Here is a 16,936-nt window from a genome sequence, read left to right on the forward strand (position 1 = left end):
CCCTAAAGGTCAAACAGTTCCTCGAGGACGGCGGCGACGCCGTCCTCGTCGTTCGAGGGGCAGACCCGGTCTGCCACGGCCAGTACGTCGGAATGCGCGTTCTCGACCGCGTACGACGTACCGGCCCAGGCGAGCATGGGTAGATCGTTCAGCGAGTCGCCGAAGGCGATGGTGTCGGCGGCTGGAATGTCCAGCTCTGCAGCGAAGTCCGCGAGCATCGCGGCCTTCGAGACACCGGTCGCGCTGATCTCCACCAGGCTCGTCCCGCCACTGTGGCTGGCGGTCACCCGCTCGCCCACCACCACGCTGATCCGCGCCAGCAGATCGTCGGAGTGCCAGTCGGGATGCCGGACCAGCAGTTTGGCGGCCGGCTCGGCCAGCAGGACCTCGAGCTCGGCGATCAACGTGTTCTCGGGTTGCGGCCAGTGGTTCACGTACCGCGGTTCCTGTCCGTAGCGGTTCGATCGCTCGATCGCGAACTCCACCTCGGGAATCTCCGAGCGGATCGCCGTTGCCACTTCCTGCAAGACTGCCGGATCGATCAGCCGGGTCCGGATCGCGGTCTGCCGGCCGACGTCGTACAGAATGGCGCCGTTGGCAACTATTGCGATTCCGTGATCGCCGACCAGGTCGGCGAGGTCGTGCAGCCACCGAGGTGGACGGGCGGTGACCATCACGAAAACACTTCCCGCGCGTTGGACCGCAGCGACGGCGGCCCGGGTTCGATCGGAGACCGATCGATCGCTGCGGACCAGGGTGCCGTCCAGATCGGTGGCGACCAGGCGCGGCCGGCGGGGTGGTTCGGATGCCTTCACGCGCTCACCGTATCGGCTTCTGCACTACCGCCCGAGTGGCCTTCGGCGCAAGGTGCCGGACAGCGGTTTCAGATGATTCTGATCAATCTGATTGAGCTTTTGACAACGTCACCAGACCGTTACGGCAACATGCTGCAAAGGCAGCAAGTTCCCCTGCGCAGCAGGGAGAACGCGTGATTTCATGCGGTGGTCTGGCAGGGAACCCGGAGCGATTCGACCGCGTCGTATGCCTGTTCTGGATCAGCACGACTGAGACAGCCCGCCAGCGAACCAGCAGACGAAACGTCCGCGAAATTGATGCGGATTTGGCTGCAACCAAATCCTCAGCAGCGACGTCAACAGTTATGGATCGGTATGTCCCGCGACCGGGACGACGTGGTGGGTCGGCAACAGTTCGCCGTTCCATCGGCTAGTGGATCCGTGTGATCGAGCGACGTTCACCGTTCGTTCACAGAGGTCCGGATACTTGGGGAGCCTTGATGACCGTCAGCAGCGCCAATCTCATGGGACACGATCGAGCTGTCGACACATCTTCCAGCACAGATGGGGCCATGACCGGATGTATCGCCCGGTCGGATATTTTCCAGCACCGCCTGATGGAAGAGCCGCCACCCGCTTCGGCCACCCGCCGGACCCGGGAGCGGTACGAGCAGCTGGTGCGTGAGGCAAAAGCCTTGTGTGCCTCGTGTCCGCTGTTCACCGACTGCCTCTACAGCGCCGTCGCCGAGCACGACGTGAGTGGCTTCGTCGCCGGAACCACCGCGGCACAACGCCGTTCGATGCGCAATCTGCTCGACGTCGAAGTGCAGGCCGACGACTTCGACCAGCTGGCTGGCGCGCGCGGGACGCGGCGCCCGGTGAGCCACGAAGAGGTGCTGCGCCTGCGGGGTCAGTACCCCAACGACAGCCTGGAATCCCTTGCCATGCGGCTCGGATGCTCCTTGTCGACTGTCAAGAGGCACCTGCGCCGGGCCCGCCGCGGCCAGAGCCCGGCCACCAAGACGCCGCGCACGAAGCCCGCGGTGAGCGCGGTCCTGGACGCCTTCGAGACCGTCGTGGACGTCCAGCCGTGCCAGCCCCGCCGGGGCGGTAGCCGCGTCGCCTGATCCGACACCCGTCCCGCCAGCGGACTGTCGATCACTCAACGCATCGGCCCGGAATCCCTGTGTAGACAGGGGTTCCGGGCCGTTTTGTTGCCTGCAGCAATCGCCAGGCTTGTCAAGCTATTTTGTTCTGGCCGAAAGGTTGGCACCCAGTGGTGGCTGGGTCCCAGAATGGTGCGGTCTCAGAAGTAGCGATTCAGAACGGCGGCAACACCGTCGTCGGTGACCGACTTGGTCACCTCGTCGGCAGCCGACTTCACCTCGTCGGGTGCCGAGCCCATCGCGACCCCGAGGCCGGCGAACGTCAGCATCTCGATGTCGTTGCGGCCGTCCCCGATCGCGAGCAGACCCGACGCATCCAGGTCGTACTGCGCCAGGGCCACCTTCAGCCCGGTCGACTTGTCCACACCCTCGGGCGCGATGTCGAGCCAGGCCGTCCAGCCGACGAAGTAGCCGACCCCGTGCAGACCGAGCCGCTCGGCCAGCCGGACGAAGTCCGCCTCGGACTGCTCCGGGTCCCGAATGATCAACCTGGTCACGGGTTCCGGCGCCAGCTCGTCGTCGGACACCACCCGGATCTTGGCGTTCTTGCCGAGGTCGCCGTCCGGGAACGGCGCGGTCACCAGGTAGGTCCCGTCGTACTCCTCGACCGCCATCCGGGCGTTCGGCGCGTGCTCACGGACGGAGGCGATCACCGTCCGCGGATCGAACGTGCGCTCGTCCAGCACCTCGCCGTCCGGGTACCGCATCGTCCGCGCACCGTTGCTGACGACAACTATTCCGCCGGCGGGCAGACCCAACCGCTCGGCCACCGGCTGGGTGGTGGACCAGGCCCGTCCGGTCGCGAGGAAGACCGGCACCTGCGCGGCAGTCCGCCGTACGGCGTCCACGATCGCAGGCGACAGCCCTTCGTCGTGGTCGATCAACGTGCCATCGATGTCCAGGGCAACAGCTGTCGGGGCGAAGGCCTGTCCGCTCATCTACTTGACCGGCTCGAGGACTTCGCGGCCGCCGACGTACGGCTGCAGTGCCGTCGGCACCCGGACCGATCCGTCCGCCAGCTGGTGCGTCTCCAGGATCGCCACGATCCAGCGGGTGGTGGCGAGGGTCCCGTTCAGCGTCGCCACCGGCTGGGTCTTGCCGTCGGCGTCGCGGTGCCGGATGTTCAGCCGGCGGGCCTGGAAGTCGGTGCAGTTCGACGTCGAGGTGAGCTCGCGGTACGCGCCCTGGGTCGGCACCCAGGCCTCGCAGTCGAACTTCCGGTACGCCGACTGCCCGAGATCACCGGTCGCGGTGTCGATCACCCGGTAGCTCAGCTCCATCTTGTCGAGCATCTGCTTCTCCCAGTCCAGCAGCCGCAGGTGCTCCGCGGCAGCGTCCTCGAGGCTGCAGTAGGAGAACATCTCGACCTTGTCGAACTGGTGGACACGAATGATCCCGCGGGTGTCCTTACCGTGCGAGCCGGCTTCCTTGCGGTAGCACGACGACCAGCCGGCGTACCGGATCGGGCCGTTGCTCAGGTCGAGGATCTCGTCCATGTGGTACCCGGCCAGCGCGACCTCCGACGTACCGGTCAGGTACAGCTCGGGCTCGTCCAGCCGGTAGACGTCGTCGTGCGCCGACAGGTAGCCGGTGCCACCCATCACCTCGGGCTTGACCAGCGTCGGCGTGATCATCGGGGTGAACCCGTTCTCGACCGCTTGCTGGATGGCCAGCTGCAACATGCCGAGCTGCAGCAGCATGCCGGCACCCTTGAGGAAGTAGAACCGGGCCCCCGAGACCTTGGCGCCACGCTCCATGTCGATCGCGCCGAGCAGCTCGCCCAGCTCGAGGTGGTCGCGCGGCTCGAAGCCCTCGGCGGTGAAGTCGCGCGGCTTGCCGATCTCCTCGACCACGCGGAAGTCGGCCTCGCCGCCGACCGGGGCCTCGTCCGAGACCAGGTTCGGCAGGCCTTCGGCCAGCTCGGTGAAACGGCGCTCGGCGTCGTTCGCGGCGGCGTCGGTGGCCTTCACCTCGGCGGCCAGGGCCTTGGTCCGCTCCAGCAGCGCGGCGCGCTCGTCACCCTTGGCCTGGGCGACCTGCTTGCCGAGCGTCTTCTGCTCGGCCCGGAGCGCCTCGAAGGCGGAGATGGACGATCGACGCTCACTGTCGGCGACCAGGATCTGGTCGACCAGGTCGGTACTCTCGCCGCGCTTGGTCAGGGCGGCACGTACGACGTCAGGGTTCTCACGGAGCAGTTTCGCGTCAATCACACCCTGAGGGTATCGGGGCGTGTCAGCCGCAGCGAAGTCAATTCGGGATGATGGGGTGGGCCAAGGCGACTTTTGGCATCATCACAGAGGGGGATTTGAGCGGGCGATGAACCACCATCCACCCAGTCCGGTCGGCCGTGCGCTCACCGTTGTCCTGGGTGCGGTGCCGTTCACCGTGATCACCCTCCTGGTCTTCGGGGGCTGGCCGCCGCTGCAGCAGTGGGACGCCTCCATGGCGGCGCGGGCCTCGGCGTACGGCGCCACCCACCCGAACGTGGTCGACTTCTGGCAGGTGGTCGGGGCGGTCGTCCTGCCGTGGACATCGCGGACCGTGATCGTGATCGTGGCCGCCTACCTCTGGCACCGCCGAGCCCGGCTGCTGACCGTGTGGCTGCTGGTCTCGGCCGGCGCGGAGCTCGGGCTGGTCCAGGCGACCCAGTACATCTTCACCCGGTCCCAGCCTGCTCAGCACCTGGTCGAGAACGACGGCTGGTCGTACGTGTCCGGCCACGCCACCGCGGCGTTCGTGATGGCCGGCGCACTCGGCGTCGTCCTGCCGTCGGTGCGCGGCTGGCGGCGGCGGTTCCGGCTGCTGGTGCTGCTGCCGGTGATCGCGGTGGTGTGGATCGCGTCCGTCGACCGGCTCGCGCTGAACGTGCACTACGTGTCCGATGTGCTGGGTGGCTGGGCGCTCGGGCTGGCCATCCTGACCGCCACGTCGATCGGCTTCGGACTGCGCCCCGGACTGCGCCGGAGGCGCCGCCGTACCCCGTCCACGCCGTCAGAGACCGCGCGACCTCCTCGGGCGGCCGTGATCGTGAACCCGATCAAGGTCGGGGACGGCGTGGCCTTCCGGCGGAAGGTGACCCGGTCGCTGGAGCTGCGTGGCTTCGACGACCCGCTGTGGCTGGAGACCCGGGCGGACGACTCCGGGAACGCGATGGCCAAGCGCGCGATCGAGTACGAGTCGGACCTGGTGCTGGTGGCCGGTGGCGACGGCACGGTCCGGGTGGTCTGCGCGGCGCTGGCTCACACGGGGATCCCGGTGGGGGTGATCCCGGCCGGTACCGGCAACCTGCTGGCCCGGAATCTGCACATCCCGCTGGACCTCGACGACGCGCTCGAGCGGATCCTGGAAGGGCGGGACCGGCGGATCGACATGGTCTCCGTGTACGGCGATCAGCTGGACACGGACCGGTTCGCCGTGATGGCCGGGCTCGGGCTGGACGCTGCGATCATCTCCGGCGCGCCTCCCGTGCTCAAGGCGCAGATCGGGTGGCCGGCGTACCTGGTGTCGACGGCGCGGAACATCAACCACCCGTCGGTCCGGGTCCGGATCACGTTCGACGACGAGCTCACGATCGAACGCCGGGTCCGGACGGTCGTGGTCGGCAACGTCGGCATGCTGCAGGCGAACATCCCCCTGCTCCCCGACGCCCGCCCCGACGACGGGCTGCTCGACGTGGTCGTGATCGCACCGCGCCGGGTCACCCAGTGGCCGATCGTGGTCTGGCGGCTGATGACGCGCACCAATCGCGCCGACATGTACCTCGAGCGCTTCACCGGCCGCAAGGTCGAGATCCTCGCCGCCGTCGACGTCCAACGCCAGCTCGACGGCGACCCCATCGGCCCCGGCCGCTCCCTCACCGCCGAAATCGAGCCCGGCGCCCTGATCGCCCGAGTCCCCCGCCGCCGCTGAGTCTCAGGTGAGGGTGGGGCCGGCGTCTTTGCGGAGGGTTTCGAGGGCTTCCTCTTCCTCCGGGGAGAGTTTGGACTCGCTGGCGAAGGAGCGGATCTCCTTGGCGTAGGTGCGGGCGTCGGCGCGGCTGTTGATCGAGGTCAGGACGACGCCGTGGCCGTTGTCGTCCAGCAGGGCCAGCGACCAGGACAGCTTGCCGCCGGTGTCGCCGAACGCGTCGTACCGGACGATCGCCAGGTGCTGCACGGTGTCCCGCAGCTCGGCGCGGGTCACCTCGATGTCCCTGCCGAGTTTGCGCAGCTCCGCCTTGACCGTGCCCGGCTTGGCCTCGGGCTGCGGTTCCGGCTCGGGTTCGGGAACGGGCGGGGGTACGGCGGCGGCCGTCGTACCGGTTTGGGCCCGGACCGCCTGGATGGCGAACACGAGGGCGAGCACCGCCACGAACAAGGCAGCGATCCCGAATGCACCGGCTAACGTCGAAGACACGCACGAGAGCCTAAGGCATCAGCGTTTACCTGAGTACTCAGGTAGTTGCGGAGCGTGCAGAACGACGGCCGGAAGAGGTGTCCGGGGCAGTGGGCACGTAGATTCACGACGTGACACATTTGCCTGACCAAGGACCACAGCCGGGGGTTCACGACCTCGGTTACGCCCGTCTCGACACCGACCGGCTGGAGCGCACCGGCGACGCCGAGGTGGTGTACGGCGCCGGCAAGACACCTGCCCAGGTCGTCGAACTGCTGCGCACCCTGCACGCCACCCACCCGGACAACGCCGTACTGGCGACCCGGCTCACGCCTGAGGCCCAGGCCGCGGTGGCTGCCGAGCTACCGGATGCGGTGGTGGACCCAGTCGGCCGTACGGCGGTTCTCGGCACGCCTCCCGTTTTGCGGGGGACCGTGGCCGTGGTGGCCGCCGGTACGTCGGATGCGCCGGTCGCACTCGAGGCAGCGACGACTGCACGCGTCTTCGGAGCTGACGTCGAGATGATCACCGACGTGGGCGTGGCCGGCCTGCACCGGATCCTCAGCGTCCGTGAGCGGCTGGACGCAGCGGACTGCCTGATCGTCGTCGCCGGAATGGAAGGTGCACTCCCCAGCGTCGTCGGCGGACTGGTCGGCGTACCGCTGGTAGCTGTGCCGACGTCAGTCGGGTACGGCGCCTCGTTCGGCGGAGTGGCCGCGCTCCTGGGCATGCTCAACTCCTGCGCCCCCGGAGTCACCGTGGTCAACATCGACAACGGCTTCGGCGCCGGCGTCTTCGCCGCCCGCGTAGCCCGCCGAGCAGCCCCCCGAGAAACCAAGGACGAGTCGTGAAGGTCGCCTGGATCGACTGCTCCGCCGGCGCCTCCGGCGACATGCTCCTAGGAGCCCTACTGGACGCCGGCGCCGACCTGACCTACGTGAACGCAGCAGTCGCCGCCGTAGACCCCACCCTCTCAGTCCAGGTAGCCCACACAGCCCGCCACCAAATAGCCGCCCTCAAGGCAACCGTCGAGGTCAACGGCACGCCCCACCCAGAGAACGTCCCAGGCGAGGTATCCGCGCACGCGGTCGACGGTAGCTGGGTGGGGAGCGAGCACGCGCCCGAGACGATCTCGGGTGCCGAGGGCGAAGCCGAGGCCGGATCAGCCGCCGGGCACCAGCCCGAGGGCGATCACCTGGCGGGCGTCCCCTCTCCCGCTCACCACCTTCCCTCCGATCACCACGCTCACGCGGCTGGCCACCAGCCCGAGGGCGACCACCTCGCGGGCACTCCCTCCACCCCTCACCACCTTCCTGTGGATGACCACGGGCATGGGCATGACCACGTGGGGCATGGGCACGGGCACGACGCGTCCGGTCACCACGTGCATGGGCCTACTCGGCCTTGGGCGGAAGTGCGGCGGATTCTGGAGGCTGCTGAGTTGCCGGAGGCCGTGCGGGCGCGGGCGCTCGATACCTTCGCTCGGTTGGCTCGGGCTGAGGCGAATGCTCATGGGGTGGATGTCGAGAGTGTGCACTTCCATGAGGTGGGTGCGCTGGATGCGATTGCGGACATCGTGGGGGTGGCGGCTGCGTCCGTCTCGCTTGGGTTGGAGCGGGTGGTGGTGTCGACCATCGCGCTCGGTGGTGGGCGGCAGGTGAAGGGGCAGCATGGGGGGATTCCGATTCCTGGGCCTGCCGTGCTGCATCTGGTTGCCGAGGCTGATGCACCGGTCATCGGGGGCACAGCGCCGTACGAGATGACTACGCCGACGGGGGCTGCGTTGCTGGCGACGTTGGCTGACGAGTTCGGGATGATGCCGCCGATGCGGGTCGGCCGGACGGGCGTCGGTGCGGGTGGGCGGGATCCGGTGGAGGTGCCGAACATCCTGCGTGTGATCGTCGGTGAGACGACCGAGCGGGCCGCCACGCAGCTCGTCTACGAGACCAACATCGACGATCTGGACCCACGGCTCTGGCCTCCGGTTCTGCAGCGGTTGCTGGAGGCAGGTGCGTCCGACGCGTGGCTGACCCCGATCCTGATGAAGAAGGGCCGCCCGGCGCACACCCTGTCCGTCCTGGTCAGCAGCACGAACGCGGACGCCGTACGCCGCGTCGTCCTGACCGAGACCACCGCCATCGGCCTCCGCGAGTACGACATCCGCAAACACGCCGCCGACCGCGAGTTCACCTCGGTCGACGTCGACGGCCAAACCATCAGTATCAAGATCGCCCGGTACGACGGTCAGGTGGTCAACGTGCAACCGGAGTACGAGGACGTGGTCGCCGCCGCGGCCGAACTCAAGCAACCGGTGAAGGCCGTCATGGCCCGAGCCATCGCGGCCGCCGCGGACTTCTGGAGCTAACGCCCGGAGTACGCCGGCGCGAAGAAGACCAGCAACGACAGGTCTTCAAGAATGTCGACGAAGCGATGCTCCTCTTCGGCTTCAACGAAGAGGACATCGCCCGGCCCGACCGGCTCCGCACCGGACGGGGTCACAAACGTGGCCCGCCCACCGGTCACCACGTAGATCTCTTCCTCGTGATGCGGCGCCTGGTCATCCACCCCGCCAGCCGGGATCGAGTAGGTCCCGACCGACATCGACCCGGTCCGCAGTTGTTCGACATAGTCGTTCGGCTCACGGTGTACGAAGACACCCGCCCCCACCAGCTTCTTCATCCGGCGAGGTTAACGCGCAGAAGCCTTCTCCGGAACGGCCTTCTGCTTGCGCCGCGGCCAGTCGTACGGCCACCACTGAGCGCCACTCCGGCGAGCCCACACGATCAACCCGACCAGTACGGCGAGCTCGATCGCCGGGCAGATGGTGTCCCGCAGCCGCGCACTGAAGAACTCCAGTGAGTCGGACAGGCTGGACGCGACCTGACGTGCGTTCGGATCCCGCCCTGGAACGTACGCGATCGCAAGCATCGTCGTACGAATCACCATGAATTTATCCACCTTGGACGCAGCCACAGCCGCGAGTGGCAGCCACGCGATGACGTCGTACCAAGGCAGTGAGTACATCGCCGTCAACACCCACGCGATCGCATAGATCGCGGTGTAGCGAACCGCGGCCGGCACCGGGTCGTCCGGATGCGTCTGCGGGACGAGCGACTTCGGCATCACCTGGGAAAGCAGGATCGCGACCACGATCAGCCCGACCCACGCCAGGATCGCCAGGATCGTCCGGACCAGAGCTCCGGGCAGGAACAGATCGAACAGACTGAGCAGCACCTTGTGCGGCGTACCGGTCGAGATGAACGACGTCTGCGACCGCGCCTGCTGGAAGGCCTGCAGCCCGAAGACGCCGTACAGACCGCCCATCGCGAGCGCGCCACCGCCGCAGAGGTAGAGCATCTTGCGCCGGTCAGCACGCAGGGACCACAGCATCGCGATCCCGACCAACCCGATCGACAGCTTGGTCGCTCCGGCCATACCTATCAGCAGACCGGCTAGGAACACATGCCGTCGTAGCGCGACCAGCGCGACGACCGCGAACATCACGGCGATCGAGTCGTTGTGCGCGCCGGCGAGCACCGACCACAGCAGCAGCGGGTTCGCCATGCCGAGCATCAGCACGCGGCGGCGGCTGGGGAGGTTCGGGCCGACGAGCTTGAGCAGCAGCAGGCTGGTCAGCACCAGGCTGATCCCGACCGTCAGCTGCAGCATCCACACCGTCAGCTGCATCGAGTCGCCGCCGACCAGCGACGAGAGCCACTGGATCCACGTCGCGATCGGCCCGTAGACGCTGCGCGCGCCCTGCCACGGCCGCTCGGTCGCCGCGATCACCGGGTCGTAGCCGAGCCGGATGGTGTCGGCCGGCGCTGTCGTGTACGGGTTGCCGCCGAGCGTCATGATCCGGCCGTACGCCGCGTAGATCAGCACGTCGCCCGAGGCCATCGGCGGCACCATCGTCACGGCCGCCGTCGTACCGATGCCTAGGGCAACCAATCGGTTGATCCGCGGGGCCCAGCCGTGCTTGAGGGCCTTCACGGCCATCCAGACGCCGTACCCACCGAGGGCGATCGCGACGTAGATCATCACCGAGACGAGCCAGTCGTTCGGCTTCGCGTCGAACCAGTACGACGGGAGCCAGGCGTGCCGGTTGGTCAGCGTCAGCACGACCACCGACGGGCCGAGCAGGCCGACCGCCACGATCAACGCCGTACAGGTGAGGTAGAGCGCGACGGCACGTTTGCCGTACCGCTCCGCCAGGCGCGGGTCGGCGGTTACCTCGCTGCTCATGGCGTGGTCTTCCGGGGGAACAGGCTGCGCAGCGACGGTCCACCGTCGGCCGGCAACGCGCTCCGCGCCGCGAGCGCGCGACGTACATGCAGGTACTGCTTGCCGCGGTGCAGTTGCCCACGCAGGTCGGTCCCGGTCGCCCGGTGCCGAACGTCGATCGGGACCTCGAGGATGCGGAAGCCCTTGCGGCCGAGATCGATGCTCAGCGCGGTCTCGACGCCGAACCCGGAAGCCAGCGGTACGGCGGCCTCGAACGCGACCCTGGTCAGGCAGCGCTGGCCGGAGAGCGGCTGCTCGGGCTCCCAGCCGGTCGCCTCCTGGATGCCGGCGCGGGCCAGCTTGACCACGAACCCGTGGCCGCCCGCCTTCGAACCGTCGGCGCGAACCTGGGCCGGCAACGTCCCGATCGTCATGTCCGCGAGGCCGGCCTGCACCGGCTCGAGCAGTGGCGCCGCCGCGCTGGCGGAGTCGGTCAGGTCCGCATCGAGGAAGAGCAGGTGCCGCGGCCGGGCGCCATCGCGCTCGGCGACCGCGGCCGCACCGGTCTCCATCGCGGCTGCCTTGCCCTGGTTCCGGTCGTGGCGAACCACGACGGCACCGGCTCGCGCAGCCACCTCGGCGGTCCCGTCGGACGACCCGTCGTCCACGACCACCACCAGATCGACGCCGATGATCTTGTGCACCGCGTCGACCGTCGCCGCGATCCGCGCCGCCTCGTCCTTCGCCGGGATCACACAGGCGACGGCACGCTCGAACGGCTCAGGGGAGGAATCAGCACCGGACACAGCACCGCAGCCTAGTTCCTCGGCAGCCGATCATCCGCCTCAGCGCCTGCTCCCGGAACCACATTCGTTCTTTCGAAGGACCACCGTGGCGGTGACGAGACACACAGCGCACTTCGGCCTTCCTAGGATATTGTCGGACAATCAGACAGCAGACCTGCGGTCCGGGGACTGCCGTAGCGTGGTGGGCAGGACCGACGAGAGGGCGGGCGGATGACCGAGATGTACGGCGTCGACAGCGAGGTCGGCACGCTGCGGACTGTGATGCTGCACCGGCCGGGGAACGAGCTGCGCCGGCTGACCCCGCGCAACAACGACAAGCTGCTCTTCGACGGCATCCCGTGGGTCGGCCGCGCCCAGGACGAGCACGACGCGTTCGCGCAGGTCCTGCGGGACCGCGGGGTCGAGGTGCTCTACCTGCACGAGCTGCTGATCGAGGCGCTCGGCGACTCGACGGCCCGTGCGCAGGCAGTCGAGGGCGCGATCGCGGATCTGCGGCTCGGCGACACGCTGCGCGACTACCTGGCCGCGTCACTGACGTCTCTCGACCCGGCCGAGCTGGCCGAGGCCCTGATGGCTGGCGTGCGGAACGACGAGGTGCGGGCGGGCGGGCTGGTCACGTCGCTCCTCGCGCACGAGGACTTCCTGATCGACCCGCTGCCGAACCTGCTCTTCACGCGCGACTCGAGTGTGTGGATCCGGGACTCGGTCGCCGTCACGTCGCTGGCGATGCCGGCCCGGGTTCGCGAGACTCAGCTGACCGAGCTGATCTACGGGTTCCACCCTCGGTTCGCCGGGGCGGACAAGGTGTACGACCACCAGCTTGAACATGTCGAGGGCGGAGATGTGCTCGCGCTCGGGCCCGGGGTGCTCGCGGTCGGCGTGGGTGAGCGGACGACACCTGCTGGTGTGGAGCGGTTGGCTCGGAGGGTGTTCGCGAAGGGGCTCGCGCACACGGTCCTCGCCGTACCGATCGCGCAGCAGCGCGCCACCATGCACCTCGACACGGTGTGCACGATGGTCGACGTCGACGCCGTACTGATGTATCCGAACATGGCCGAGGAGATGCGGGCACTCGCCGTCACCACCGACGGCGACCAGCTGCACGTCGCCGAGTCCGAGCCCTTCCTCGTCGCCGCCGCCAAAGCCCTCGGCATCGACACCCTGCGCCGCATCGACACCGGCCTCGACCCGGTCACCGCCGAACGCGAACAGTGGGACGACGGCAACAACACCCTCGCCCTCGCGCCCCGTGTCTGCATCGCCTACGAGCGCACCGTCGAGACCAACCAGCGCCTGGAGGAATCCGGCGTCGAGGTCATCCGAATCTCCGGCTCCGAACTAGGCTCCGGCCGCGGCGGCCCCCGCTGCATGTCCTGCCCGATCCTGCGCGACCCCGCCTGACCCTTACTTCACCGCCTCACTTGACAGCGCGAGTGAGGCGGGCGACACGCGGAGTGAAATCGGGGCTTGTGCAGTGCCCCTCTCCTGAGTACTCTTCATGCCTAGGCCCAGGCCCTGTTGCTCCCCCGTCAGCAGGACTTGGGCCGTCCACGTACGAGAGCCCCGGTTTCCACCGGGGCTTTCTCGCGTTCTGGACCGTCCCGCAGCCGATCCAGGCGGACCGCCAGGCCATCACAATTGCCCGTTTCGCCCTCGGCCACGCGGGGCGGCGACGGCAACAGCCAGTTGTGATGGCCCTGGGATCCGGGCCTTGGGTCAGCGGATGGTTAGTTGGCGGCTGGCCAGGCCGGCTCGGGCTGCTCGTTCTTCGGTGGTTAGGGGAGTGGTGGTGGCTAGGGCCTTCTCCAGGGCGGTGGCGAAGTCGGCGGCCGGCTTTTCCACGTCGGCGGCTTCGGTGCCGGCGGGGAGTTCCCAGACGGGGGCGAGGACGCCGAGGGCGCGGAAGGAGCCGATCAGGCGGCTGTCTTCGACGAGGGGGGACTGGCCGGCGGCGTGCAGGCGGGCCAGGGCGTCCAGGACGGTGTCTTCGGTGTGCGGGAGGACCCAGCGGAGGTAGATGCGGTCGCCGATCTGGGTCCAGTACGCCGCGTCGACGGATTCGAGACGGACTGTCGGGGCCGCCGCTGCGTTGGCGCGTTCCAGGCCGGCTGCTACCTCACCGGTCGGGTCCTCGACGTTCTCGCTGACCCAGAAGTCGAAGCCTTCGTGGACCTTGACCTCGATCGGCTTCGAGGTGTCGATCAGGTCCTGCAGGCGGGGGCCGTCCTTCATCAGGTCGCCGACCTGGATCGGGTTGCCGGGTTCGGTGCCGAGGGCGGCGGTGATCGCGTGGCCGAGGTCGCGGGACGGGTCGCCGGAGGAGGCGTGCGTCTGCAGGCCGATCCAGATCGACTGGTCGTCGCGGACCAGGCCGGGCATCGCCATCGGCAGCAGAGTGACCAGGTTGACGGTCTTCCCGGAGTCCTTCAGCGTGACCTCCGCCGTACCGGCCGGGACGATCTCGCGGAACGCGATCAGGTCACACTCGGCCGGCAGCCCCTCGAACGGACGCACCACCCAGGTGTCCGCGGCGGCCGCGATCTCCTTGCCGTGGCACTGCTTGAACCGCTTGCCCGAACCGCAGGGGCAGGGTTCCCGCGGACCGACGTCGACCAGGTCGGCCGGGTCGAGGGTGACGGTCGTCGTGTTCTTCGCGCGCTGCCGCGACTTCTTTCCCATGAGCGCAGTCTTGCAGTCCGCACCGCCGTACGGCGAACCCGGCAGAAGTCAGTTGGGGACGATCGCGTGCACGGTCCGGTGCGCGGTCCCGGTCCGGACGTCCCAGTGCGAGGTCAGTACGTCGACGATCGCGAGCCCGCGGCCACCGATCGACTCCGGGTGGGTGTCGTCGATCCGCTGCGGCTCGGTCTCACCGCGACCGTCGGTGACCTCGACGTGAATCCCGGCCTGGTCGATCCACCAGGCCGCGCGCACCTCACCGGCCGGCAGCGCGGGCGCGTACCGGATGGCGTTGGAGAGCAGCTCCGAGAGGACGAGCGCGGCGTCGTCACACGCTGCGCCGGCCACCCGGTACCGCTTGAGGTATGCGGCCAAACGGCGCCGGGCATCCGCTACCGCGGACACTTCGTGCGGCAGTACGACGTCCACGACACTCACGTCGGCAGGCAGAGTCGCTGAGGACAAGCAGGGTCTCCTCGATGATCGGAACAGCCATCAGAGGTTCTGCCCACTTCCTGCCGTGGAAAACACCTGTACGAATTCCGTTACACAGCTACCGCCTACATCACGGCAGTTGTCGGGAAACTGTGTCATGGTTTCCAGATTGGTGTTGGTGAGCATGACGCCCTTGGGCTGACCGGTAGTGCCGCCGGTGCCGACGATCATCGCCAGCCCTTCAGGCTCATGCAGGTCCGGCTGGGACGCGCCCCCGCAGAACGCGTCCCAGCCGGCCGGATCGGCATCCAGGCACACGAAGGTGTGGACCTTCGGTAGCGCATCCCGGATCCGATCCACCAGTGGCGCGAACGCCGACTGGTAGATCAGTACTTCACAGTCGAACCGGTCGAGCAGCTCCCGGTTCTCGGCCGCCTCGTTGCGCGGATTGATCGGGCACCAGATGAAAGCGACGGGATTTAACGTAACAATGACCGCCTGCATTCACCAAGACACAACTACGGACGTCCTATCTCCCGGCTCTCGTCCGACAACACCCGGAGTACGGACTCCGGGCGGTCGCTGATGATCGCGTCCACTCCGATGTCCCGGCAGTGCCGGATGTCGGCGTCCGCATTCACCGTCCAGACATGCACCTGGTGACCGTGCTTGTGCGCGCGATCGACGTACTCGGGGTGTGCACTGACGATCTCGAGACTCGGGCCGGCGTACGAAACACCGGTCGGCAGCGAGCCGTCCCGGAAACGCAATGGCACCCGGTCCATCAGCAACACCGTCCGGAGCCCCGGAGCGAGCACCCGCATCCGCCGCAGCGACAGCCAGGAGAAACTCATCACCCGGACCGGCGACTCCGTCCCGATCTTCGGATGCGACCAGCCGTACCGCCCGAGCGCCTCGATCAGCCGCCGTTCCACCAGTCCGGCGTACCGGGTCGGGTGCTTGGTCTCGATCGCCAGCTCGAGCGGCCGCCCGGCGTCGCGGACGGTGGCCAGCAGCTTGTCCAGCGTCAGCACCTTGGACAGGTCCGGATCCGGCAGCTCGGCCTCGTCGTCGAGGTCCGACCACGGGTTCTTCCACGACCCCCAGTCGAGTGCCTCCAGCTCCTGCAGGCTCATCGTCGACAGCACGCCACGGCCGGTCGACGTGCGTTCGATCCGGCGGTCGTGGACACAGACCAGATGACCGTCCGCAGTCAGCCGGACGTCACATTCCAGACCGTCGGCCCCGGCATCGATCGCCCGGCGGTACGCCGCCAGCGTGTGCTCAGGACTGGTCTCACTGGATCCACGGTGCGCCACGACGCTCGGGCGTTTCCCCATGCGGATAACTCTGACACGTCAGGTGGCAAGGCAGGATGATCGCCATGGACATGCGAGCAATCGTGCTGGACCACCCGGTCGAACCCGAGGACTTACGAGTACGCCGAGTGCCGGTACCCGAGACGAATCCGGGCTGAGTTTCCCGCGCGACTGCCGGGCGGGCGCCGACCCCCCACACCAGCCACCGCATCCCAGCCACCCCCGCACCAGCCACCCGCCGCAGCAACCACCCGCCGTTGCAACCACCGGCTGCAGCAGCCACCCGACGCCAGCCGCGCACGCAGAGCCATTCCTCGCACCCCAGCCACCCACTTGCAGCAGGCTCTGACCACAACCCACGGCCGGAGCGGCGATCAGCCACATCGGGCGCCATCGGCCGCATGACCGGCACGGAGCCAGGCGTGAATGCGGCCGGCAAGGTGCGCTCCGGCTGATCGCCGCCGCGGCCGTCTGTTGTGCGTCGAAGGTGCGCAGCCGATGGTTGCTGCTGTGGGTGGTTGCTGCTGTGGGGGGTTGCCCCGGTGCGTGGTGGCCGCAGCCGGTGGTTGCTGCGGCGGGTAGTTGCCGCAGCCGGTGGCTGCCGCGGTGGGTGGTTGCTGCGGTGGGTGGTTGCTGCGGTGGGTGGTTGCTGCGGTGGGTGGTTGCCCCGGTGCGTGGTGGCCGCAGCCGGTGGTTGCTGCGGCGGGTAGTTGCCGCAGCCGGTGGCTGCCGCGGTGGGTGGTTGCTGCGGTGGGTGGTTGCTGCGGTGGGTGGTTGCTGCGGTGGGTGGTTGCCCCGGTGCGTGGTGGCCGCAGCCGGTGGTTGCTGCGGCGGGTAGTTGCCGCAGCCGGTGGCTGCCGCGGTGGGTGGTTGCTGCGGTGGGTGGTTGCTGCGGTGGGTGGTTGCTGCGGTGGATGGTTGCCCCGGTGCGTGGTGGCCGCAGCCGGTGGTTGCTGCGGCGGGTAGTTGCCGCAGCCGGTGGCTGCCGCGGTGGGTGGTTGCTGCGGTGGGTGGTTGCTGCGGTGGGTGGTTGCTGCGGTGGATGGTTGCCCCGGTGCGTGGTGGCCGCAGCCGGTGGTTGCTGCGGCGGGTAGTTGCCGCAGCCGGTGGCTGCCGCGGTGGGTGGTTGCTGCGGTGGA

At 68.5% G+C, this 16,936-nt stretch carries 16 protein-coding genes and 1 pseudogene; 5 read left to right on the plus strand and 12 right to left on the minus strand.

The window, feature by feature from the left end; translation table 11 throughout:
- Positions 1–2: 2 nt before the first annotated feature.
- Complete coding sequence (locus tag ACFCV3_RS33340; RefSeq protein ID WP_376036884.1) at positions 3–815, minus strand: HAD family hydrolase; 813 nt, start codon at positions 813–815, stop codon at positions 3–5.
- Between the two features lie 551 nt (positions 816–1,366).
- Between ACFCV3_RS33340 and ACFCV3_RS33345 the strand changes: the two genes are divergently transcribed.
- Positions 1,367–1,921, plus strand: coding sequence for a WhiB family transcriptional regulator (locus ACFCV3_RS33345; protein ID WP_376036885.1), 555 nt, complete (start codon positions 1,367–1,369; stop codon positions 1,919–1,921).
- A gap of 179 nt (positions 1,922–2,100) precedes the next feature.
- Here ACFCV3_RS33345 and ACFCV3_RS33350 read toward each other — a convergent pair whose 3' ends face one another.
- Together ACFCV3_RS33350 and serS are read right to left on the minus strand one after the other, a co-directional pair.
- Positions 2,101–2,898, minus strand: coding sequence for an HAD family hydrolase (locus ACFCV3_RS33350; RefSeq protein ID WP_376036887.1), 798 nt, complete (start codon positions 2,896–2,898; stop codon positions 2,101–2,103).
- On the minus strand, positions 2,899–4,170 hold the full coding sequence (gene serS / locus ACFCV3_RS33355) for a serine--tRNA ligase (RefSeq protein ID WP_376036889.1): 1,272 nt from the start codon (positions 4,168–4,170) through the stop codon (positions 2,899–2,901). It lies immediately after the preceding gene.
- Between the two features lie 106 nt (positions 4,171–4,276).
- Between serS and ACFCV3_RS33360 the strand changes: the two genes are divergently transcribed.
- Positions 4,277–5,869 (plus strand): diacylglycerol kinase family protein, encoded by a 1,593-nt coding sequence (locus ACFCV3_RS33360; protein ID WP_376036890.1) that lies wholly within the window; start codon positions 4,277–4,279, stop codon positions 5,867–5,869.
- A 3-nt stretch (positions 5,870–5,872) separates the two neighbouring features.
- Here ACFCV3_RS33360 and ACFCV3_RS33365 read toward each other — a convergent pair whose 3' ends face one another.
- Positions 5,873–6,355, minus strand: coding sequence for a DUF4446 family protein (locus ACFCV3_RS33365; RefSeq protein WP_376036893.1), 483 nt, complete (start codon positions 6,353–6,355; stop codon positions 5,873–5,875).
- Positions 6,356–6,465: 110 nt separating this feature from the next.
- Here ACFCV3_RS33365 and larB point away from each other — a divergent pair, with 110 nt between their 5' ends.
- Both larB and larC read left to right on the plus strand, forming a co-directional pair.
- The gene (larB, locus tag ACFCV3_RS33370; RefSeq protein ID WP_376036895.1) at positions 6,466–7,185 is read left to right on the plus strand and encodes a nickel pincer cofactor biosynthesis protein LarB; all 720 of its coding nucleotides are present in this window, start codon (positions 6,466–6,468) and stop codon (positions 7,183–7,185) included.
- The gene (gene larC, locus ACFCV3_RS33375; RefSeq protein ID WP_376036897.1) at positions 7,182–8,699 is read left to right on the plus strand and encodes a nickel pincer cofactor biosynthesis protein LarC; all 1,518 of its coding nucleotides are present in this window, start codon (positions 7,182–7,184) and stop codon (positions 8,697–8,699) included. The genes larB and larC overlap by 4 nt, the downstream gene beginning before the upstream one ends.
- Here larC and ACFCV3_RS33380 read toward each other — a convergent pair.
- From ACFCV3_RS33380 to ACFCV3_RS33390, 3 genes are read right to left on the minus strand one after another with little or no spacing between them, the layout of a single operon-like run.
- The gene (locus ACFCV3_RS33380; protein WP_376036900.1) at positions 8,696–9,013 is read right to left on the minus strand and encodes a cupin domain-containing protein; all 318 of its coding nucleotides are present in this window, start codon (positions 9,011–9,013) and stop codon (positions 8,696–8,698) included. The two genes, larC and ACFCV3_RS33380, sit on opposite strands and share 4 nt — an antisense overlap.
- 9 nt (positions 9,014–9,022) lie before the next feature.
- Positions 9,023–10,579, minus strand: a complete 1,557-nt coding sequence (locus ACFCV3_RS33385; RefSeq protein WP_376036902.1) for a DUF2029 domain-containing protein — start codon at positions 10,577–10,579, stop codon at positions 9,023–9,025.
- Positions 10,576–11,364, minus strand: coding sequence for a glycosyltransferase (locus tag ACFCV3_RS33390; protein ID WP_376036903.1), 789 nt, complete (start codon positions 11,362–11,364; stop codon positions 10,576–10,578). The genes ACFCV3_RS33385 and ACFCV3_RS33390 overlap by 4 nt, the downstream gene beginning before the upstream one ends.
- Positions 11,365–11,574: 210 nt before the next feature.
- On the opposite strand from ACFCV3_RS33390, the gene ACFCV3_RS33395 reads away from it, so the two are divergent.
- Positions 11,575–12,765, plus strand: coding sequence for an arginine deiminase (locus ACFCV3_RS33395; protein WP_132415791.1), 1,191 nt, complete (start codon positions 11,575–11,577; stop codon positions 12,763–12,765).
- 315 nt (positions 12,766–13,080) lie between these two features.
- Here the strand turns inward: ACFCV3_RS33395 and ACFCV3_RS33400 are convergent, their stop codons facing one another.
- The 5 genes and pseudogenes from ACFCV3_RS33400 to ACFCV3_RS33420 all read right to left on the minus strand — a co-directional run.
- Positions 13,081–14,043 carry a DUF5926 family protein gene (locus ACFCV3_RS33400; protein ID WP_376036906.1) on the minus strand — a complete coding sequence of 321 codons (963 nt, stop codon included), beginning with the start codon at positions 14,041–14,043 and terminating at the stop codon, positions 13,081–13,083.
- Positions 14,044–14,091: 48 nt separating this feature from the next.
- Positions 14,092–14,508, minus strand: a complete 417-nt coding sequence (locus ACFCV3_RS33405; protein WP_376036908.1) for an ATP-binding protein — start codon at positions 14,506–14,508, stop codon at positions 14,092–14,094.
- 30 nt (positions 14,509–14,538) lie between these two features.
- Entirely contained in the window at positions 14,539–14,982 is a 444-nt protein-coding gene (locus ACFCV3_RS33410) for an AMP-binding protein (protein ID WP_376036911.1), read from the minus strand.
- A gap of 14 nt (positions 14,983–14,996) precedes the next feature.
- Positions 14,997–15,818: a glycerophosphodiester phosphodiesterase gene (locus ACFCV3_RS33415; protein WP_376036914.1), complete on the minus strand. Its 822-nt coding sequence runs from the start codon at positions 15,816–15,818 to the stop codon at positions 14,997–14,999.
- Positions 15,819–16,171: 353 nt separating this feature from the next.
- A pseudogene (locus ACFCV3_RS33420) lies at positions 16,172–16,936 on the minus strand (hypothetical protein); the annotation flags it as partial.

This window comes from Kribbella sp. NPDC056345 (assembly GCF_042262745.1).
GTDB lineage: Bacteria > Actinomycetota > Actinomycetes > Propionibacteriales > Kribbellaceae > Kribbella.